This window comes from Muricauda sp. MAR_2010_75 (assembly GCF_000745185.1).
Taxonomy (GTDB): Bacteria; Bacteroidota; Bacteroidia; order Flavobacteriales; family Flavobacteriaceae; genus Flagellimonas.
The window spans coordinates 3,468,063-3,488,616 of the sequence record NZ_JQNJ01000001.1 but is presented as its reverse complement, the minus strand read 5'-3'; the positions used below and the strand labels follow the sequence as shown (position 1 = coordinate 3,488,616).

The window sequence follows — 20,554 nt, the reverse complement described above, 5'->3', positions numbered from 1 at the left end:
TTTTGTTATGCTGGTATGGTCATTGATTTAACCTTTGCAATAGCTTGCTCAATATCTTCAATTAAGTCGTCAATTTCTTCAATACCCAACGAAAACCGAATTAAAGAATCCTTTATTCCCTGTTTTTTGCGATCCTCCGGGCTCATAAGGGCGTGCGACGTGGTAACCGGTGATATCATGGTGCTTTCCACCCCAGCAAGACTCATAACAGGTTTTATCAATTTAAGGTGTTTAAAGAATAGGGATGTATCCACACTCGGCAATTCAAAAGAGAGCATGCCCCCAAACCCATTCATTTGCGATTTGGCCAATTCATGGTCCGGATGCGTTTCCAAACCTGGATAATACACCTGCCCAACATCTTCATTGCCTACCAGATATTCAGCCATTTTTAGCGCATTATCATTTTGGGCCTTCACGCGGATGACCATGGTCTTAATGCTTCGCTCCAAAAGCCAAACGGTATACTCGCTCAGGCTGCCTCCAAAACAAATCGCAGATTGAAATACTTCGTCAATATGTTCTTGGGATGCGGTAACCACCCCAGCACAAATATCTGAGTGTCCTCCCATATATTTTGTGGCACTATGCAAAACCACATCCACTCCAAAATCAATTGGGTTTTGGTTGATGGGACTCGCAAAGGTGTTGTCAATCATGGAAACCAGCCCATGTTTTTGAGCCAATTGAGCCACCCCGGCAATATCGGTAATGGTCAATAATGGGTTGGATGGGGTTTCCATATAGATGACCTTGGTATTGGATTGGATTTCTTTCTCAAAATCCTCTACTTGCCATCCATCGGTAAAGGAATACTCAATACCGTATTTGTTCAATTGCGTGACTGCAAAGTGATAGGTGCCACCGTACATGGTCTGCTGAAGGACAATATGATCACCTGCTTGCAAAAAAGCCATAAGTGCTGTACTGATAGCGGCCATACCACTACCAAAAATCAAAGCAGCCTCGGCATGTTCCAAGGCTGCCAGTTTTTTGCATAACGCCTCTTGATTGGGTGTATTGAAGTATCTTGGGTATCGCTTTATATCAACATCATCAAAGGCATAGGCGGTGGCCATATATAAGGGTGAAACAACGCCTTTAAATTTGGTATCCTCCAAATCGCCTTCATGTGTGCACAGGGTGTTTAATCCTTTTTTGCTGGATCTCATGTTCTTTGCTTTAGAAAGTTAAAGATACGAAACCCGTCATACTTGTACCTGCTTCCATTTTCCTTTTTTGAACCAGACCATGGCTATAATGGCCAACAACACTTCAGCCAACGTAATGGCCATGAAAACACCTTTGGCTCCCCACCCCAAAACCATGGCTGCCACATAAGCCAAGGGCAGTTGGAACAGCCAGAAGGAAATCAAATTAATTTTGGTCGGTGTTTTGGTATCCCCGGCTCCATTAAAGGCTTGGCTCACTACCATTCCATAGGCATAGAAAATATATCCAGCCGCAATGACTTGTAGGCAAAGGGCTCCATTTTCAACCACACTTGGTGTGGCATTGAACCACGAAATGATGCTTTTAGCAAAAATGAGATAGACCAAGGAAACCGTTCCCATAAAAATGGCATTGTACTTTCCGGTTTTCCAAACTGATATTTCGGCTCTATCCGGTTGTTTGGCCCCCAAGTTCTGCCCCACTAGAGTGGCAGCTGCATTGCTCATGCCCCACGAAGGCATCAATGTAAACATCATCACACGAATGGCGATGGTATAACCAGCCAGTACTTCGCTACCAAATTCAGACATGATACGCATAAGGAACACCCAACTGGAAGTTCCAATTAAAAACTGGGCAATTCCACCCAATGAAACCCGAATGAGATTGTGCATCACCTTGAGATTTAGGACCAAATCCTTCCACATCAATTTGATTTTTCCCCATCCGAAGAACAGTATCCCCAATTGGAACAACACCGCAGTACCCCTACCAATATTGGTGGCAATGGCGGCACCCGTTACGCCATACTCGGGAATGGGACCCAATCCAAAAATGAAAATGGGGTCTAAAATAATATTGAGTCCGTTGGACAATACCAACGTCCACATGGCAATGGAAGCATTTCCGGCTCCCCTAAAAATGGCATTAATAAGGAACAAAAGCATAATGGTAATGTTCCCTCCTATCAAGAATTGGGTATAGCCGTAACCTTCCGCAATTAAATTAGGCTCACCACCCATGAGAGCTAAAATTTCTTTCGCGAAAATGATACCCACAATGCCCAACACAATGGAGACTACTACACCTAAACCTATAGCTTGTACCGCAGCTTCCCTAGCGCCTTGGACATCTTTTGCCCCTATTCTTCGGGCCACAACGGCTGTGGCTGCCATGCTCAAGCCAATGGCCAAGGCATAGATCAATGTAATAACGGATTCGGTCAATCCAATTGTAGCCACCGCATTAACGCTTACTTTGGATACGTATGCGATATCCACCAAGGCAAAAATAGATTCCATCAGCATTTCCAAAATCATGGGAATGGAAAGCATAAAGATGGCCTTGCGAATACTTCCAGAGGTGAATTCTGTTTCCTTACCGGATACAGCTATCCAGAAATAATTGATCAGTTTTTTGAATGAAAATGTATTGTTTGAGTGTGTCATTTTATAGAATTATGTGTAAAACAAAAGAGGTAATGTCAACTGACCGAAAAAGAGTTTCGGTTACTTTTTTGGCGTAAAGCCAATGGTGACATCTATTGCGTACATAATTCTTATAACTTCATGATGAGGCAAATATGCAACTTTTTTTTAAAGTGTAAACCAAATAAATTAATTATTTGGCATAGTGGACTTTATATCGCCACAGACTAATTCCACCCAGAATAAAGACCCCAAGCACGGTATACCAGATAAAACTAGGGGTTATAACTTGGTCTCCGCTGGCATAACTGTGCAGTCCCACTAGGTAAAAATTCACTCCAAAGTAGGTCATCATTATACTGGCAAAGGCTAGAATACTGGCAAAGTTATAGCTCCATCTGCCCCGTAGACCGGGAACCAAACGCATGTGCAACACAAAAGCGTAGACCATAATGGAAATCAGGGCCCAAGTTTCTTTAGGGTCCCAGCCCCAATATCGACCCCAGCTTTCATTGGCCCACTGGCCACCCAAAAAGTTGCCTATGGTAAGCATCACCAAACCAGCGGTAAGTGCCAATTCGTTGATAATTGTTAATTCCTTAATCGCCAAGTCCATTCGTTGTTTGTTGGACGCTGTGGTAAGAATCATAAGTAAAAGGGAAACTACCCCAAGAATCATCCCTACGGTCAATGGACCATAACTACCCACAATAACGGCCACGTGAATCATCAACCAATAACTATCCAAAACGGGGACCAAGTTGGCAATGGCAGGGTCCACCCAACTTTGGTGGGCAATCCATAGCAGCATTGAGGTGACAAACGCACTGGCTGCAATGGTCAATTCGCTCTTTCTTCCCAATGCCAGACCGATACCCATGGTTGCCCAAGAAACATAGAGGATACTTTCATAAGCATCGCTCCAAGGAGCGTGCCCAGAGATATACCATCGTAATACCAAGCCTGCCGTGTGCCAGATAAAAAATAGGATTATGGTTCCTTTGAGCAAATAGGCCCCGGCTTTTAGGATTTCCCGGTCCTTAAATATTCGAATGATCAACACGATGAAGAGAAATACCCCAACCATGGCGTAGTACTTATACAAGCGGTTGAACAAATCCAGCTTGTTGTAGATAATCTCCGTTTTTATCTTTTTTTCTGAAGGCAATACCTCTGCACCGTGGTTAAGCTGATTTTGTTTGAATGCTTCCAACAATTTATCGGGTTGAGAATAATCTCCTGTAGCTATTGAATTTTGTAAAGTCCCCAAATAATAAGGCATGGCATTGCGTACAAAATTGGAGTATAATGAATCTTGAATCTGGTATTGTCCCGACCTATATTCCACAGCGGACACCCATTTGTTGTTCTCATCGTTCAGTAAGGGGAATATTTTTATGATTTGACCGCTCAAGGCAATTTCCAAAAGACTGAGCCTTTCCCCAACCTTTTTGAAATCCTTTTCAAAATTTGAAGGGTTTGTGGTTGAGGTGGCTTTTTCCATATAGGGACGAAGCTTGTATCTGCCCTGTTTATCAAAAAAGTCAGTAGCTTTTACAAATTCGGTCCCCTCGGGAACCCCAATAATTTTCCGGATACTGTCATTCTCCTTTTTTCCCAATGCAATGAATTCCGTGTTGTACCAAACTCCGGGGTTCATCATCATGGATAAAAACACTTGGTTTTCGGATAAATCCTTGTAGTGATCCTCACCACTTAATTTTCGCAAAAGCTCAGAAGCGAACGTATTTATGGGTTTCATTCGTCCTCCTTCATCCTGAATGACCAAAGCCCCGAACTTTTCGGCATGCTCTTTGGACACAACTGTAGATTGGATTATAGAATCCACTTGATGTTGCGTTGGCATTCCTGAATGCTCATGGTCAGCTTCCGTTTCCTGTGCACTCAATAGAGTAGTTGCAAAAAATAGGGCTATCGCCGTCAATGCCGTCTTTTTTGACTTGAGTTTTTCCAGCATTTGCTGCAAATCCCTAAAACGGGTCTTTCCGAAGAACATAATGCCCATTAACCCAATGTACAACAGAAAATAGCCAATATAGGTAATCCAAGTGCCCCACATATCGTGGTTTACGGAAAGTACCGTGCCTTTTTCATCTGGGTGAAAACTGGATTGAAAGAACCGATATCCTTTATGGTCCAACACATGGTTCATATAAATATCGTAATCGAACAAACGGTCATCCTGTACCGTAATTCTGCTCATAAATGACGCATAGCCTGTTTCTGTGCCGGGATATTTTTCTGCGATAAAATCGTTCAGTTTAATGGAAAATGGCAATTCGTAGACTTTTGAGCCGTAGCTCAGGGAAAAATCCAACCCACCTACTTGAATCTTATCCGAAAAATTTGAAGTCCCTTTACCCCCCAACAGCTTGATTTCTTTAGATTCGCCATTGGCAGAAACCAAAACCACCAAGGCATCTTGTGTGGCTTCAGTGACTTCCTCCTCAGGAACCTTGACCACCCCATAACGTCCTTTGACCAAAGGTTCTGGAACCACAAATTGCATTCCCGCCATGTTGTAGAGAGACCGTAATTGCAAAGTTTGGAGGCTATCCTTCAATACCTCGCCCTGAAACTGGTCTGCCATCCGCATAAAATTACCTTCAAAAGGCGACTTTATCTGATACCCAGAGCTGTCCGAATAAAAAATATTGACCGCACCATCGGTCTCCTTGTTCAAAGCGAAAAGTATGTTGTGAATGCTGGCAACCTGTCCGTTTTCCAGATAATGCTCGTGTCGCTGACCATTCCCTGCTTCAACAATTTGTAAGTATTCCTTTCCGTTTTCATCTGGAATCAACCCCTCTTCTGCCCCTTCAATAAAATCGACATACGAAATAGTAAAGGGTTGCCCGTTAAAATCTGATTTCCATGGCAAACTGGAACGTGAACCTTCTGGTGTGACGATAATATCGTCTTCCAACACCCTTCGTTTGGTCTCGCCATTGATTTCACCATCAACAAATGCAGTCAAATAGGTTTTATCCGAAAAGAATTGATTTTCAGTAGCCCCCTCCCTAATGGGCATCATTCCTTCATAGCTGATATAACGGGTCACAAAAGCCCCTAGAATGATCAAAATCCATGAAAGATGAAGAACAAGCACGGGCCACTTTTTCCAGCTGAGCAGTTGGTAACGAAAAATATTCCCTATAAAATTGATTACAAAAAAGACCATGATGGCCTCAAACCATGTGGCGTTATAAATATAAATTCGGGCAGTTTCGGTACTGTACCAACTTTCCACAAAGGTTCCAACGGCCATTGCTGCGGCAAAAACCAAAAAAAGAACGGCCATAAGTCTTGTGGAAAATAGGGTCTTTTTAAGAATGTCAATCATTGAATTCCGATGTGCTTTCAGCTTGCAAAAATACGGCCTTTTTATAACTTCCTTGTTTACAAGTTGCATAAAATTCCAACAGATTTGTTAATTCTTTCTATAAGGCATCATCCACTAAATTTGTAGTTTTGCGGCATGCTTTCCATCGTAATTCTCGGTACTGGAAATATTGCAAAGCATTTGGTGGGCGCACTTTCCAAAGCAAAGGAGGTACGGTTGGCCCAGGTAGTGGGCAGAAACCAAGAACAGTTGCTGTGGTTTTCGGGCTTTGCCCCCATCTCAACAGATTTTGGGGCAATAATGGACGCCGATGTATACCTCATTGCGGTGAAAGATGACGCCATTGTTGAAGTTTCAAAACACCTTTCCGATAAAAAAGGAATTGTGGCCCATACTTCAGGTGCCGCAGAAATGGACAGTCTGCCCATGGAAAACAGAGGCGTTTTTTATCCCTTGCAGAGTTTTACTGAAGGCAGGCCGTTGGATTTTAAATCCATTCCCTTTTGTATTGAAGCCCATCGGAAACAATCAGCAGAAATCTTGAAAGCATTGGCGAGCCGACTTTCGGATAATGTATATGATATTGATTCCCAACAACGGAAAAAATTGCATCTTGCGGCTATGTTCGTGAGCAATTTCTCTAACTATCTATATGGTGTTGGCGAAAAATTGTGCCTGGAGGAAGGACTTCCTTTTGATTTATTAAAACCCTTGATCAGGGAAACTGCTGAAAAAGTTCAAGTAATGCCGCCAAAGGAAGCCCAGACAGGTCCAGCACGAAGAGGAGATCAAAAAACCATGCAAGCCCATTTGTCCCTTTTAAAAGACGAAAAACAAATAGAACTCTACAAGCTGTTCAGTGAAGCGATAAAAAAAGTCTATGAAGAAAAATTATAAAGAATTCTTGAGCAACATCACCACATTTGTATTTGATGTGGACGGGGTATTTACCGATGGCACCGTTTTGGTGACCTCCAATGGAGAATTACTCCGTAGCATGAGCGTAAAGGATGGGTACGCCATAAAAACGGCCATAAAAAAGGGCTATAAGGTATGTATCATCACAGGTGGTACAAATGAGGGAGTGAAAGAACGGCTCAAAGGGCTTGGTGTCACTGATTTTTATATGGGCGCCCACCATAAACAAGAACCGCTGGAAGAGTACCTTGACATCTACAACATAGACCCCAACACCGTATTGTATATGGGGGATGACGTACCTGATATTCCCCCAATGAAAATGGTTGCCGTGGCCGCTTCCCCTCAAAATGCGGTTCAGGAGGTAAAGGCCATTTCGGATTATGTTTCCCATAAAAATGGCGGGGATGGCTGTGTGCGCGATATTGTGGAACAGGTGCTGAAGGTGCGAGGCGATTGGAACGATAATTTCAGTGCCAAGAATGACTAGTCCGCTTCAAGAAAAACTCAACGGATACAAACTTATTTTAGGTTCTGGATCTCCCAGAAGAAAAATGTTTTTGGAAGAAATGGGACTGGATTTCGAAGTTCGACCAAAATCTGTGGATGAAGACTACCCAGACCAGATGCAGGGAAAGGAAATTTCCAATTATTTGGCTGAATTAAAAGCCTCCCCATTCAAAAATGAACTTAAGCCCAAAGAGATTGTGATCACATCAGATACCGTGGTCTGGCACAAAGGTGTTTCACTGGCCAAGGCTTCAAACCGCGAGGAGGCATTTGAAATGCTAAAAACCTTAAGTGGCGATTGGCACGAGGTCATCACATCAGTCTGTTTTACCACTTTGGAAACCCAAAAAACTGTGAGTTGCACTACTCTCGTCAAGTTCATGGAGTTTACGAATGAGGAAATCAACTTCTATATTGAAAAGTGTAGCCCATTTGACAAAGCAGGTGCCTATGGCATTCAAGAATGGATCGGAATGATCGGCATTTCAGAAATAAAAGGTTCTTACACTAATGTAGTTGGTTTGCCCACCCATCTGGTCTACAAAACGTTAATGGACATGGTTTCCTGAGTTTCGATGCGTAACTTTACGAAAACCTTGTTTATGAAAAAGATATACAGCCGCTGTTTCACTGGCCTCTTGCTCCCCTTTTTTTTGTTACTATTGCTATCCTGTGGCGAAAAAACCAAAGCTCCAGATGGTGAAATGGCCATGGACCATACAACCGAAGAAACCACTCCTGTAAACCCGAAAAAACCACTTTCAAATGAATTTAAAGCGTATTGGTATGCTGGGGATGCGGAAATAACATCCTATAAATTGGAACAGGCCCGATACGGCGAAATACATGATGGACACGCTGTTTTAATTTATGTAACAGAGCCTTTTTTACCCAATGTACAGGTAAAAGCGGACGGAAACAATCCAAAAAATGTTTCCGTTTTAAAGTTGAATGCCACCAAAAAATTCCTAACTGGAATCTACCCCTACTCCATTATGGGCAGTACATTTTATCCCGTTCATGACAACCAACACGCCATAAAGACCAGTTTGTCCGTTCAGGAATGGTGCGGTCATGTGTATTCCCAGATCAACAATAGAGATCAGTTTGAATTTACCTCCCATTCTTATTTTGAAGGTGAGGCCGACCAAAGTTTTTCGTTGGATAAACAAATTCTGGAAAATGAAATCTGGACCAAAATTCGGATACATCCAGAAGACTTGCCCATTGGAAACCTCACTGTAATTCCTTCTTTGGAATATTTACGATTGGCCCACAAAGAGCTGAAAGCCTATGAGGCCACCGCTTCAGTGTCTTCTGAAAACGGAACGACAACCTACACCCTATCTTATCCCAAATTGGAACGAATTTTGAGGATTAATTTCACATCAGACTTTCCATATTCCATCGAAAGTTGGTCGGAAGAATCCAAAAGCGGATTTGGTGCAAATGCCAAAACATTGACCACCAAAGCCACAAAAATGAAGTCCATAAAGACTGCTTATTGGGGGCAGCATGACAATGACGATTTGATGTTAAGGGATAGTTTGGGGCTATAAAATGTCTTTTTTAACTGTAAGGAACCCTGTTAAAGATGTTCTAAATTGAATATTCACTGATTTATATCTTTCTATATTTGGCACAACCACAAAAACAACCAACTATGCGAAACTTTTGGGTTTGTACTCTGAGCATTTTGAGCGTTATTTTGAACCTATCCGCCCAAAAACCCAAAAAGCCTTCATCCACAGAAATTTATCACAACCTTGAAAAACTCAATTTTTTGGGCACTGCGCTATATGTAGCGGCACACCCTGATGATGAGAATACAAGATTGATTTCCTATTTGTCCAACCACGATAAGGCACATACCGTTTACCTTTCCATGACGCGTGGCGATGGTGGACAAAATCTGATCGGTTCAGAATTAAGGGAACTCCTAGGTGTACTGCGTACACAGGAATTGTTGGCTGCCCGAAGCATAGACGGTGGTCAGCAGCGTTTTACCCGTGCCAATGATTTTGGCTACTCCAAACATCCCAAAGAAACCCTTAAAATTTGGGACAAGGAAAAAGTATTGGGCGATGTCATCTGGGCCATTCGAAATATAAAACCCGATGTCATTATCAATCGTTTTGACCATAGGTCCCCAGGTTCCACTCATGGACATCATACCTCATCCGCCATGTTGAGCATGGAAGCATTTGATTTGGCGAACGACCCCAATGCCTATACAAAACAATTACAGCTAACTTCCACTTGGCAACCCAAACGCATATTTTTTAACACCTCTTGGTGGTTTTATGGAAGTCCTGAAAATTTTGAGAAAGCCGATAAATCCAATATGATTAAAATGGATATTGGCTCCTATTATCCTTTATTGGGGCTCTCCAACAATGAAATAGCTTCCTTGGCCAGTAGCCAGCACTTATGTCAAGGTTTTGGCAGATTGAGCCAACGTGGTTCCGAAGATGAATATGTGGAATTTCTAAAAGGCGACAAACCCAACAGTAATTATCTTTTTGATGGTATTGACACCTCTTGGTCCCGGGTAAAAGGCGGTGATGCTGTGGGCGCTATTTTATATGAGGTTGAAGAAAACTTTGATTTCCGAAATCCCGCAAAACATATTCCCCAGTTGATTAAAGCTTATCAACTCCTGCAACAAATTGAAGATGAACACTGGAAGACTTTAAAATCGAAAGAATTAAAAGATATCATTCAAGCGTGTGCTGGATTGTATTTGGAAGCAAATTCGGCTTCTGCCTCGACCACACCCGGAAGTGAGGCGAAAATCAACATCGAAGTACTGAACCGAAGTGCACAAAACATCACCCTTAAAAAAATCCAGTTGATTGGTGCCAATGGCTCCATTTCACCGAACCAGGTATTGGCCAATAATGAGGACAAGACTTTTGAAATTGACTTTTCAGTCCCAGAAGATGCGAGCTATTCCAGCCCCTATTGGTTAAACGAACCCGGAACTTTGGGCATGTACAAAGTCAATGATCAAACCTTGATCGGTAAACCTGAGACCCCTGCCGTTTTTCATGCCAAATTTGTTTTGGATTTTGACGGTACTGAAATGGAATTTGAGAAACCGGTCATTCACCGTTTTTCCAAGCCTGACAAGGGTGAATTGTACGAGCCTTTTGCAGTGCTTCCGGTAGCTACCTCAAAAATAGATGAAAAGGTATTGATATTTGCCGACGCTTCTCCCAAGGATGTTCAAGTTAAAGTTAGAGCAGGCAAGAACAATGTATCAGGCACCATTGCTTTGGACTACCCAGCCGGTTGGACAGTTTCTCCTCAAAATTTTTCATTTTCCATTTCCCAGCAAGGACAAGAACAGACCGTTACTTTTAAGGTTACTCCCCCATCCGTGGAGAGTGAAGGGAAAATTTCACCCATCATTACCGTTGGAAATAAGACTTATAGAAAAGAACTCGTTGAGATAAATTATGACCATATTCCCAAACAATCCATCTTGTTGCCCTCCGAAGCTAAGGTGGTTCGCATGGATATTCAAAAATCGGGAGAACATATCGGTTACATTATGGGAGCTGGCGACAAAGTACCCGAAAGTTTGGAGCAAATAGGGTATCAGGTGCACACTATCGACCCCAATGGCATTCAAGAAGGTGAATTGGATAAGTATGATGCCATTGTGGTAGGTATACGTGCCTATAATGTTGTGGATGCCTTAAAATTTAAACAGCCCATTCTTTTCAATTATGTAAAAAATGGCGGTAATATGATTGTGCAGTACAACACAGCCGGAAGATGGGCAAATCAGTTCAAAAATATTGCTCCTTATGACTTAACCATTTCCCGTGACCGAGTGACCGATGAAACGGCAGAAGTGGATATTATAGCACCCAATAATCCACTGGTAAGCTATCCCAATGTAATTGATAAAAGCGATTTTGATGGGTGGGTACAGGAAAGAGGCCTATATTATCCAAGTGAATGGAGTGCAGAGTTTACCCCCGTCCTATCCATGCACGATGAAGATGACGAACCCTCAAAAGGGAGTCTTTTGGTGGCACCTTATGGAGAAGGTCATTATATTTACACCGGACTGAGTTTTTTCAGGGAACTCCCAGCTGGGGTTTCCGGGGCTTACAAACTTTTTGCAAATATGCTTTCCGTTGGTAAGGATGACGTAAAAAAAGAAAGTAATGTCAAAGGATAACATGAACACCAAAATAGAATGGAAAAAGGAATACACTGTTGTGGTTCTTTTGAACGCCATCTATATTTTGGTTTTTTACCTCATCATGATATTAAATAACTAAAACCTTAATGGCTTTATTAGATTGGATCATTCTTGGTAGTACACTGCTGTTCATTGTTGGATTTGGCGTATGGAGAACCCGTGGTAGCAAAAACGTTGATGATTATGTCCGCAGTGGGAACGATGCCAAGTGGTGGACCATTGGGCTTTCCGTGATGGCCACACAGGCCAGTGCCATAACCTTTTTATCTACACCGGGACAGGCTTTTCATGATGGGATGGGTTTTGTGCAGTTCTATTTTGGACTGCCCCTCGCCATGATTGTCATCTGTATGGTCTTCATTCCCATCTACAAAAAACTCAACGTATTTACCGCCTATGAAATGCTAGAGGGTAGGTTCGACCTAAAAACACGTAGCCTCACTGCCATACTTTTTTTAATACAAAGAGGGCTTGCCGCTGGAATTACCATTTTTGCGCCCTCCATTATCTTATCTGCAGTTTTGGGATGGGACTTACGCACCTTGAACATTATTATTGGAATTTTGGTGATCATCTACACCGTGTCTGGAGGAACCAGAGCAGTGAGTGTAACCCAAAAGCAACAAATGTTCATTATAATGACAGGAATGTTCTTTGCTTTTTTCTTTATCCTGGGTACACTTCCTACAGGGGTTTCTTTTGGGGAAGCCTTAAAAATTGCCGGCGCCAACAATAAATTGGAGATTCTGGATTTTACTTTTGATACCAATAACCGATACACTTTTTGGAGTGGAATCACAGGGGGTTTCTTTTTGGCCTTGGCCTATTTCGGAACAGATCAGAGCCAAGTACAGCGGTATCTTTCCGGAAAGTCTGTTCGGGAAAGTCAATTAGGACTAATTTTCAATGGTATCCTTAAAATTCCGATGCAGTTTTTTATCCTATTGGTCGGGGCAATGGTATTTGTGTTCTATCAATACAATGCTAGTCCATTGAATTTTAATCCTGCTGCAACCCAAGCCGTTCTGGAATCTGAATATGTTGATCAGTACAAAGCCTTGGAAAAGGATCATTTGGAACTTGAAATGGAGAAAAAGATTGCCCAAAATACGTTTTCCGCAGCACTTAAGCTAAAAGAGTACAATGCTATTGAACAGGCAAAGCAGGATATCATCAAAATAAATCAAAAGGAAAGCACAAACAGGGAAGCGGCCAGACAATTGATAGCCCAAGCTGATTCAGTAGTGGAGACCAATGACAAGGATTATGTCTTTATCCATTTTATCTTGAACAATCTTCCTGTAGGACTCATTGGATTACTCTTGGCCGTGATTCTATCGGCAGCCATGTCTTCCACGGCATCAGAACTGAACGCTCTTGGTACCATTACCGCACTTGATCTGTACAAAAGAAACAACAAAACAGAGAAGGACGAGAAACATTACCTCTGGGCCACAAAGGGGTTTACCTTGCTTTGGGGCACCATTGCCATTATCATAGCATGCGTTGCTGACCTTTTTGATAACCTAATTCAGTTGGTGAACATCATTGGTTCCATATTTTATGGAAACGTTCTGGGTATTTTCCTTTTGGCCTTCTTCCTTAAGTTTGTAAGGGGAAATGCTGTATTTGTGGCCGCAATCGTTACCCAAATCATTGTAATCATTGGATGGTATTTGGATTGGATGTCCTACTTGTGGCTCAATGCCTTTGGATGTGTATTGGTCATAGTTCTTGCTATGATCACACAGGCATTTGACAATTTCTTGGGCAACTCCCACCCCGAAATTGACGCATAAAAAAACCCGCTTTTAAGCGGGTTCTTCGTTATCTTGTTGGAGGATTTTTTATTGTCCCTCCCATTCCTTTAAGGATTCTTTGTTCATTTTCACATAATCCATATTACCAGCAGCCTGGGCTTCTACCAATGATTTTTTAGCAGCTTCAATGGCTCCTTGGGTATCTCCAGATTTTGCATAGATCAAGGATTGTAGACGTGTCATCCAAAATGCTTTATCATTCATGGAAACCGCTTTGTCTATCCATTCCTTGGCTTTGCCCATGTTCATTCCTTCTTGGTAATAATATTGGGCAGCGGCAAAATAGTCATTAGCTGAAATATCAGACCCTGACATAGCAGCTTCGATACTAGCGGTGGCCTTGGCAACAGTAGGGACAACAAATTTTACTCCTACATAGACTTTTTCCCACATCAATCCTAAAGTAGCCCCATTGTTGTGCATGTCATCAATGGTAATGGTGAAAGTTTCAATGGGCATTGGCATTGGGTATACTTCTACTTTTACAGTGGCTGCTACTTTAGAAGCATCCCATTCTTGTGGTAATCCACCATTATCAGTATCTGTATAGAAAATAACCTCCCAAACTGCTTCATTGGGACGGGTATAGATGGCATACTTTCCAGCTTTAAGGTCTTTGCCCTCCACCTTTACATCGTCGCTAAACGTAATGGTTGTATTCATATTGGCCCCTGTTCTCCAAATGGCATCATAAGGAACCAAATCCCCAAAAATAGTTCGCCCTTTCATGGAAGGTCTGGAATATTCTACGGTAACTTCTGTCAGTCCAACCGTCTGTTTCAATACGGAAAATGGACTGGGTGCAGGTGTTTGAATCTGTGCTTCCAACGAAATGGAAAGCAACGCAACAAACATAAATAATACAAGTTTTTTCATAGGAAATAGTGTTTAAATTGTTAGCTAAGCAAAGCTAACTAGAATGATAATTACAATCGTTAATAAATTCTTAAAAGAAACCATCAGACAGCGATACCTTGTTTCACATCAAGGATAAAAATATATAAATTTGTTTAACTTATTTCAATATAAATTAAACATTTTGTATTTTTGAACAAATCATTTGGATGAGATTATATCAACTTTGTGCGAAACAATTCTTGCCCATATCCAAGGAAGATGGATGGGAATTTTTATCAAATCCTAAAAATCTAAAGACCATCACACCTCCCCACATGGGATTTCACATCTTATCTGGTGGGGATGAACCTATGTATGCAGGACAAATTATTCAATACGTGGTTAAACCATTTCCATTTATGGCCACAAAATGGGTCACTGAAATTACCCATGTAATACAGGGAGAATATTTTGTGGACGAACAACGATTTGGTCCCTATGCACTTTGGCACCACAAACATTTTATTCGTGAAACTTCTGGTGGAGTTGAAATGGAAGACATTATAGACTACAAACTACCCTTTGGTTTCATAGGAAGGTTGATGCATCCCATTGTGGTGAAATCCCAGCTCAAAAAAATATTTGAGTATCGAAAAATAAAATTGGAATCGCTTTTTGGGAGCATCCCTGGAAAAGAAACTTCACTTGAATTAAAAACCATTTAAATTGAAAAATATATTGCTCATAGGCGGATCACACGGTGTTGGACGTGAGATTGCCAGCCAACTGTCATCCACAAACAATGTATACGTAGCTTCACGGACCGCTAAAGAATTGTCTGATTTGAACGTGAACCATATCCCATTTGACGTAATGTTGGATGATATTGAAGATAAGAACATACCTGATGAAATTCATGGTTTTGTGTTTTGCCCTGGAAGCATCAACCTAAAGCCTTTTAAAATGCTGGACATCCAGGATTTTGAAGAAGACATGGAAATAAACTTCTTCTGTTTGGTAAAGGTGGTCAAAACAATTATAGGCAATATGGCCGAGGGTTCAAGTATGGTATTTTTCAGTACCGTTGCTGTGGGTTCAGGCATGGCGTACCACACCAGTATTTCAGCGGCTAAAGCAGCCATTGAGGGTTTTGCAAAAGCCCTGGCGGCCGAATACGCCCCAAAACTCAGGGTCAACGTAATTGCGCCATCGCTGGTTGATACTTCATTGGCTTCGCGCCTGTTGAGCAATGATAAAAAGAAAGAACAAATGAGTGAACGCCACCCACTAAAGCGTGTTGGAAACGTAAAAGATATTGCCAATATGGCCACTTTTTTACTAAATTCTGAAAACTCTTGGATTACAGGACAGATAATTGGAGTTGATGGTGGCATGTCCACTCTAAATTCAAATTCGTGAGCGATAAACTTTCTATTTTTTGGTTTCGGCGCGATTTGCGATTGGATGACAACGTAGGGCTGTATCAATCTCTGCAAAATGAGCATCCGGTACTCCCCATTTTTATATTTGATCCTGAGATTTTGGATAAGCTTCCAAAAGATGATGCCCGGGTAACTTTTATCCACCAGCAGCTTCAGAAAATCCGTAATCGACTGCATGGAGAGATTCAAAGTGGGATTGCCCTGTTTTTTGATCATCCAATTTCTGTTTTCAAAAAACTGCAAGAAGAATATGAGATTGATACAGTCTTTGCCAATCATGATTATGAGCCGTATGCCATAAAACGGGATGCTCAAATCCACGATTTCTTAGAAGAGCACAACATCGCTTTCAAAACTTATAAAGACCAAGTCATTTTTGAAAAGGATGAAGTGGTAAAAAGTGATGGTGACCCCTACGTGGTATATACCCCCTATATGAAACAATGGAAGGAAAAATTTGATTCTTCCGTTCACCTTCAGGAATATGACACTCTCCCAAGACTGGAGCAGGGACTCTTCAAAAAATCGGATTTACCTTTTCTAGAGTTGAATGATATTGGTTTTGTAACCTCCAAAATCACCGTTCCCGAGTATAATGTTTCCGCAAATCTCATCAGTAATTATGAGGGTACCCGAAACTTTCCCGCCAAGGAACAGGGCACTTCAAGACTGGGGCCCCATCTACGATTTGGTACTGTTTCCATACGGAAAATAGTAAAAAAAGCCATTGCCGAGAAAAATGAAACCTTTTGGAACGAACTTATTTGGCGTGAGTTCTTTATGCAGATTCTATGGCACTTTCCCGAAACGGTTCATAAGGCCTTCAAACCCAAATATGACCGAATTGAATGGCGAAACAATGAAGAGGAGTTTGAGCGTTGGAAATCGGGAAAAACAGGGTATGCCCTTGTAGATGCAGGGATGAGGGAACTAAACAGTACCGGATATATGCACAACCGTGTTCGCATGCTCGTGGCCAGTTTTCTATGCAAACATTTGCTTATTGATTGGCGATGGGGTGAAGCCTATTTTGCAGAAAAGCTATTGGACTATGAAATGGCCAGCAATGTTGGCAATTGGCAATGGGCCGCTGGTAGCGGCGTGGATGCTGCCCCCTATTTCCGAATCTTCAATCCCATGACCCAAGTGGACAAATTTGATTGTGACAAGGCATACATCAATCAATGGGTACCTGAATTACAAGAACTTAGCTATCCAGAAAAAATGGTAGATCATAAAATGGCACGCGAACGCTGTTTAAAAGTCTATAAACAGGCCGTGGGTTAATGCATTTTCAGTATTTTTAGTATCCATTTGACCTTTTCAGGTTTCGTTCCATGAAAGCTAAAAGGTTAAATTACTAAATGACTAACTCAAATGTTTTTGAAATGAAAAAAAGTACAATCGTATTGCTGTTGGGTTTAATTTCATTGAACCTGACCGCACAAAAATTGACCAAGGACAAAAAGGCAATCATTGCTTCCGTGGAAAACCACAAGGAAAATTTGATCATGCTCAGCGATTCTATTTGGACATTGGCTGAAACTGCTTTTGATGAATCCAAATCCGCAGAACTTTTAGCAGATTATGCCGAAAAAAATGGGCTGAAAGTAACCCGTGGTGTTGCTGATATTCCCACAGCATTCACTGCCACTTACGGTTCTGGTAAACCCGTGATCAGTGTGTTGGGTGAATTCGATGCGCTCCCAGGCCTTTCCCAAAAAGCGGTGCCGACCAAAGATCCTAGGATTGAAGGTGCTCCCGGTCATGGTTGCGGGCATAATATGTTTGGAGCGGCAAGCTTAGGAGCGGCAATTGCTATTAAAGAACAAATTGAAGCTGGAAACATCAAAGGAACCGTAAAATTCTTAGGCACTCCCGCTGAAGAAAAATATTTTGCCAAAGTTTGGATGGTCGAAGCCGGGCTTTGGGACGATGTAGATGTCAATGTTAGCTGGCACCCCGGAGCCAATATCGAGGCCGATGTACAAAGTGGTCTTTCTTTGGTTGACTTTATCGTTGAATTTTATGGGCAAGCTGCCCACGCTTCGGGAGATCCATGGAATGGGCGCAGTGCTTCGGATGCTTTGGAGTTGTATACTACCGGTATTAACTATTACCGTGAGCATATAAAGCCAACTTCACGTATCCACTATCACATTCAAGATGGTGGACAAGTGGTGAATGTGGTTCCAGACTATGCAAGATTATGGGTCCGGGTACGTGATCCAAAACGTAAAGTGATGTTACCTACCTATGAAAGGGTTAAAGCTATGGCCGAAGGTGCTGCCATTATGGCCAATGTGGATTATAAAATTTCACTGGTATCTGGTATTTATGAAGTATTGGTAAACCGTAAGGGAGGTGAAATCATGCAGAAAAACTTGGAGCTGTTGGGTCCCATCACTTATACTGATGAAGAGATTGCTTACGGAAAATCAATTCAAAAAGCCACGGGTAAACCAGAAGTGGGCATGGACAGTGAAATCAACCCCTTAAAAGAAACCGAAGAGCTTCCTGGGGGTGGTTCCACGGATGTGGGTGATGTAAGCTGGAACGTACCCAACATCAACCTAAGCGTTACGGTAGCACCAAAAGATACCCCTTGGCATTCCTGGGCCGTTGTAGCCTGTGGAAGCATGAGTATTGGCCACAAGGGATTGGTCTATGCCTCAAAAGCAATGGCGATGACCATGCTAGACCTTTTTGAAGACCCCAAGCTGGTGGAAGAGGTCAAAGAAGAGTTCAAGACCAGAAAAGGGGATGAAAAATACGAACCAATGATTGACGGCCCACCGCCAATTGAGGGAATCGGAGGGTAAATAACATGATGAAAAAAACATTTTTGATAAGCCTGCTCTTTGCAGGCTTTTTCAACCTGCAAGCACAAAAGTCGGAGCTTTCAGTTTTTGAACCGCTATTGGGCAAAACATGGAAGGCCGAGGGTACTTGGGGAGATGGTTCCAAATTTAAACAAGAGACCGTATTCAAGTACAGTTTGGACAGCACTCTTGTCTTGGCTGAATCCAAAGGATTCACCAATCAGGAGCAAACTGCATTTGGATCAAGAAACCATGGTATCCGCAAGTTCGATGCTGAAAGCAATTCCTTAACGTTTTGGGAGTTTGATGTCTTTGGCGGAGTCACCACAGGAACTATCACCACAAAAGGAAAGGATATTATTTACACCTATGATTATGGGGGTTCCATAGTAACCGATTATTGGAAATATATTGATGCCAACACCTATGGCTTTACTGTGGGGAATTATGAAAATGGTACTTGGAAGCAAACCTATTTACAAACCCAATTCAAGGCCAATACATTCGATTTTGGGTTTCAGTATGACCATTATTCCATTGTAGTGACCAAATTGATGGAGACAGGCGATTTTTATCGAGATATTATAGGACTTACAGAAATTCCCCATCCAGACAGAGCACCAGGGTTTCGCTGGTTCCAAATAAAGGGAAATACCCAATTACATCTTATTAAAAAAGAGGTCGCCGATTTTAGTAGGAACAAGAGCATGCACCTTTGCTTGGCCACCCAAAATTTGGAAGATTTTATAGAACATTTGATGGCCAATAACATCGATTTCTATGATTGGCCTGGAAATAAAAGTTCCATCACGGACCGTTCTGACGGTGTAAAACAAATCTACATCCAAGATCCAGAAGGCTATTGGATTGAAATAAACACAGCAATACATTAATTATGAGCAACCCCATTCTACAGACTTTTCCACTGGGTTTTCCATGGCAGACCCAAGACCCCTTTTTATTTTGCGTGTACCATTTAGATCATTATCCAAAAGGAAATGGTAAAATGGGCCCAGACCCATCTTTACTTGAGGATCGGAGTCTAGGAAATGATTTTAACCCCGGTGCCAAATGGCGCATGTACCACGGGCAGACCATTCCTGGTTTTCCCTATCATCCACATCGAGGATTTGAAACCATTACCATTGTCAATAAGGGCTATTGTGACCACTCCGATTCCTTGGGGGCAGCAGGTAGATTTGGTGAAGGTGATGTACAATGGATGACCGCGGGCCGGGGTGTGCAACATTCTGAGATGTTTCCCCTACTCCACGATGATTCGGACAATCCACTGGAATTGTTCCAAATTTGGTTAAACCTGCCCAAGTCCAGCAAATTTGTGGAGCCCCATTTTAAAATGCTCTGGCATGAAGATATTCCTGTAATTGAAGAGGAAAATGCCAAAATCAAGGTCATTGCAGGAAATTACAAAGACACCCCAGCCAATGAACCAGCTCCAGATTCTTGGGCGGCCAATGACGAAAACGAAGTGGCCATCTGGAACATTCATGTTGAGGCCAATTCTGAATATACCTTGCCAAAGGCCAATTCCAACGTAAACCGCACCCTTTATTTTTATAAAGGTTCTGAAATTTTCTTTGAAGACGGAAAAATCATTCCCAATTTTGGAGTTGACTTGGATTCTTCACAAGAGGTACGTATAAAAATAGGTGATAAAAAAGCCCATTTTCTACTGCTGCAAGGTAAACCTATTGAAGAGCCGGTGGCCAAATACGGTCCATTTGTGATGAACACCGAACAAGAAATCCAAAAAGCCATGGAGGAATATCGCTTGACCCAGTTTGGTGGTTGGCCCTGGCCTTACCCAGACAATGTCCACGATAAAGAAAAAGGTCGCTTTGCACTTTACCCTGATGGTAAATTGGTGGAAAAAGGGTAATCAATGGCATGTATGGCAGCCCGATAGACAAAATATAGCAACCGCATTAAAACCTTCAACTCCAATACTGTTTGAAGGGATTTGTCGGAAGTTAAAACAACCTGTTAAAGAGAAGCCTTATT

At 42.0% G+C, this 20,554-nt stretch carries 16 protein-coding genes; 12 read left to right on the top strand and 4 right to left on the bottom strand.

The window, feature by feature from the left end; all coding sequences use genetic code 11:
- Positions 1–5: 5 nt before the first annotated feature.
- The 3 genes from FG28_RS15695 to ccsA all read right to left on the bottom strand — a co-directional run bounded on the left by FG28_RS15695 (position 6) and on the right by ccsA (position 5,964).
- Positions 6–1,172: a PLP-dependent aspartate aminotransferase family protein gene (locus FG28_RS15695; RefSeq protein ID WP_036384428.1), complete on the bottom strand. Its 1,167-nt coding sequence runs from the start codon at positions 1,170–1,172 to the stop codon at positions 6–8.
- A 36-nt stretch (positions 1,173–1,208) separates the two neighbouring features.
- A complete protein-coding gene (locus FG28_RS15690; protein ID WP_036384427.1) occupies positions 1,209–2,621 on the bottom strand; it encodes an MATE family efflux transporter in 1,413 nt (470 codons plus the stop codon).
- Between the two features lie 172 nt (positions 2,622–2,793).
- Positions 2,794–5,964: a cytochrome c biogenesis protein gene (gene ccsA / locus FG28_RS15685; RefSeq protein WP_036384425.1), complete on the bottom strand. Its 3,171-nt coding sequence runs from the start codon at positions 5,962–5,964 to the stop codon at positions 2,794–2,796.
- A gap of 135 nt (positions 5,965–6,099) precedes the next feature.
- On the opposite strand from ccsA, the gene FG28_RS15680 reads away from it, so the two are divergent.
- From FG28_RS15680 to FG28_RS15655, 6 genes are all read left to right on the top strand, one after another.
- Complete coding sequence (locus FG28_RS15680; protein WP_036384423.1) at positions 6,100–6,861, top strand: Rossmann-like and DUF2520 domain-containing protein; 762 nt, start codon at positions 6,100–6,102, stop codon at positions 6,859–6,861.
- Positions 6,845–7,372, top strand: coding sequence for an HAD family hydrolase (locus tag FG28_RS15675; RefSeq protein WP_036384422.1), 528 nt, complete (start codon positions 6,845–6,847; stop codon positions 7,370–7,372). Before FG28_RS15680 ends, FG28_RS15675 begins: the two co-directional genes overlap by 17 nt.
- A complete protein-coding gene (locus FG28_RS15670; RefSeq protein ID WP_036384420.1) occupies positions 7,365–7,961 on the top strand; it encodes a Maf family nucleotide pyrophosphatase in 597 nt (198 codons plus the stop codon). The genes FG28_RS15675 and FG28_RS15670 overlap by 8 nt, the downstream gene beginning before the upstream one ends.
- A gap of 33 nt (positions 7,962–7,994) precedes the next feature.
- On the top strand, positions 7,995–8,951 hold the full coding sequence (locus FG28_RS15665) for a hypothetical protein (protein WP_036384418.1): 957 nt from the start codon (positions 7,995–7,997) through the stop codon (positions 8,949–8,951).
- A gap of 104 nt (positions 8,952–9,055) precedes the next feature.
- Positions 9,056–11,587, top strand: a complete 2,532-nt coding sequence (locus FG28_RS15660) for a PIG-L family deacetylase (protein ID WP_036384416.1) — start codon at positions 9,056–9,058, stop codon at positions 11,585–11,587.
- Positions 11,588–11,697: 110 nt separating this feature from the next.
- Positions 11,698–13,410 (top strand): sodium:solute symporter, encoded by a 1,713-nt coding sequence (locus tag FG28_RS15655; protein ID WP_036384414.1) that lies wholly within the window; start codon positions 11,698–11,700, stop codon positions 13,408–13,410.
- Positions 13,411–13,458: 48 nt separating this feature from the next.
- Here the strand turns inward: FG28_RS15655 and FG28_RS15650 are convergent, their stop codons facing one another.
- On the bottom strand, positions 13,459–14,307 hold the full coding sequence (locus FG28_RS15650; RefSeq protein ID WP_036384413.1) for a DUF2911 domain-containing protein: 849 nt from the start codon (positions 14,305–14,307) through the stop codon (positions 13,459–13,461).
- A gap of 188 nt (positions 14,308–14,495) precedes the next feature.
- Between FG28_RS15650 and FG28_RS15645 the strand changes: the two genes are divergently transcribed.
- The 6 genes from FG28_RS15645 (at position 14,496) to FG28_RS15620 (ending at position 20,432) form a co-directional block, all read left to right on the top strand.
- Entirely contained in the window at positions 14,496–14,993 is a 498-nt protein-coding gene (locus tag FG28_RS15645; RefSeq protein WP_036384411.1) for an SRPBCC family protein, read from the top strand.
- A gap of 1 nt (position 14,994) precedes the next feature.
- Complete coding sequence (locus FG28_RS15640; protein ID WP_036384409.1) at positions 14,995–15,687, top strand: SDR family NAD(P)-dependent oxidoreductase; 693 nt, start codon at positions 14,995–14,997, stop codon at positions 15,685–15,687.
- Positions 15,684–16,997 carry a deoxyribodipyrimidine photo-lyase gene (locus FG28_RS15635; protein WP_036384407.1) on the top strand — a complete coding sequence of 438 codons (1,314 nt, stop codon included), beginning with the start codon at positions 15,684–15,686 and terminating at the stop codon, positions 16,995–16,997. Before FG28_RS15640 ends, FG28_RS15635 begins: the two co-directional genes overlap by 4 nt.
- 101 nt (positions 16,998–17,098) lie before the next feature.
- Complete coding sequence (locus FG28_RS15630) at positions 17,099–18,532, top strand: amidohydrolase (protein WP_036384405.1); 1,434 nt, start codon at positions 17,099–17,101, stop codon at positions 18,530–18,532.
- 8 nt (positions 18,533–18,540) lie between these two features.
- Entirely contained in the window at positions 18,541–19,425 is an 885-nt protein-coding gene (locus FG28_RS20490; protein ID WP_081894429.1) for a VOC family protein, read from the top strand.
- 2 nt (positions 19,426–19,427) lie between these two features.
- Positions 19,428–20,432, top strand: a complete 1,005-nt coding sequence (locus tag FG28_RS15620; RefSeq protein WP_036384404.1) for a pirin family protein — start codon at positions 19,428–19,430, stop codon at positions 20,430–20,432.
- Positions 20,433–20,554: the final 122 nt, after the last annotated feature.

Bases quoted from the DNA above. Each gene is read 5' to 3' on its own strand.
- FG28_RS15630 (WP_036384405.1), top strand. From the start codon at position 17,099: ATGAAAAAAAGTACAATCGTATTGCTGTTGGGTTTAATTTCATTGAAC.
- FG28_RS15620 (WP_036384404.1), top strand. From the start codon at position 19,428: ATGAGCAACCCCATTCTACAGACTTTTCCACTGGGTTTTCCATGGCAG.
- ccsA (WP_036384425.1), bottom strand. From the start codon at position 5,964: ATGATTGACATTCTTAAAAAGACCCTATTTTCCACAAGACTTATGGCC.
- FG28_RS15675 (WP_036384422.1), top strand. From the start codon at position 6,845: ATGAAGAAAAATTATAAAGAATTCTTGAGCAACATCACCACATTTGTA.
- FG28_RS15665 (WP_036384418.1), top strand. From the start codon at position 7,995: ATGAAAAAGATATACAGCCGCTGTTTCACTGGCCTCTTGCTCCCCTTT.
- FG28_RS15670 (WP_036384420.1), top strand. From the start codon at position 7,365: ATGACTAGTCCGCTTCAAGAAAAACTCAACGGATACAAACTTATTTTA.
- FG28_RS20490 (WP_081894429.1), top strand. From the start codon at position 18,541: ATGAAAAAAACATTTTTGATAAGCCTGCTCTTTGCAGGCTTTTTCAAC.
- FG28_RS15690 (WP_036384427.1), bottom strand. From the start codon at position 2,621: ATGACACACTCAAACAATACATTTTCATTCAAAAAACTGATCAATTAT.
- FG28_RS15680 (WP_036384423.1), top strand. From the start codon at position 6,100: ATGCTTTCCATCGTAATTCTCGGTACTGGAAATATTGCAAAGCATTTG.
- FG28_RS15655 (WP_036384414.1), top strand. From the start codon at position 11,698: ATGGCTTTATTAGATTGGATCATTCTTGGTAGTACACTGCTGTTCATT.
- FG28_RS15660 (WP_036384416.1), top strand. From the start codon at position 9,056: ATGCGAAACTTTTGGGTTTGTACTCTGAGCATTTTGAGCGTTATTTTG.
- FG28_RS15645 (WP_036384411.1), top strand. From the start codon at position 14,496: ATGAGATTATATCAACTTTGTGCGAAACAATTCTTGCCCATATCCAAG.
- FG28_RS15650 (WP_036384413.1), bottom strand. From the start codon at position 14,307: ATGAAAAAACTTGTATTATTTATGTTTGTTGCGTTGCTTTCCATTTCG.
- FG28_RS15695 (WP_036384428.1), bottom strand. From the start codon at position 1,172: ATGAGATCCAGCAAAAAAGGATTAAACACCCTGTGCACACATGAAGGC.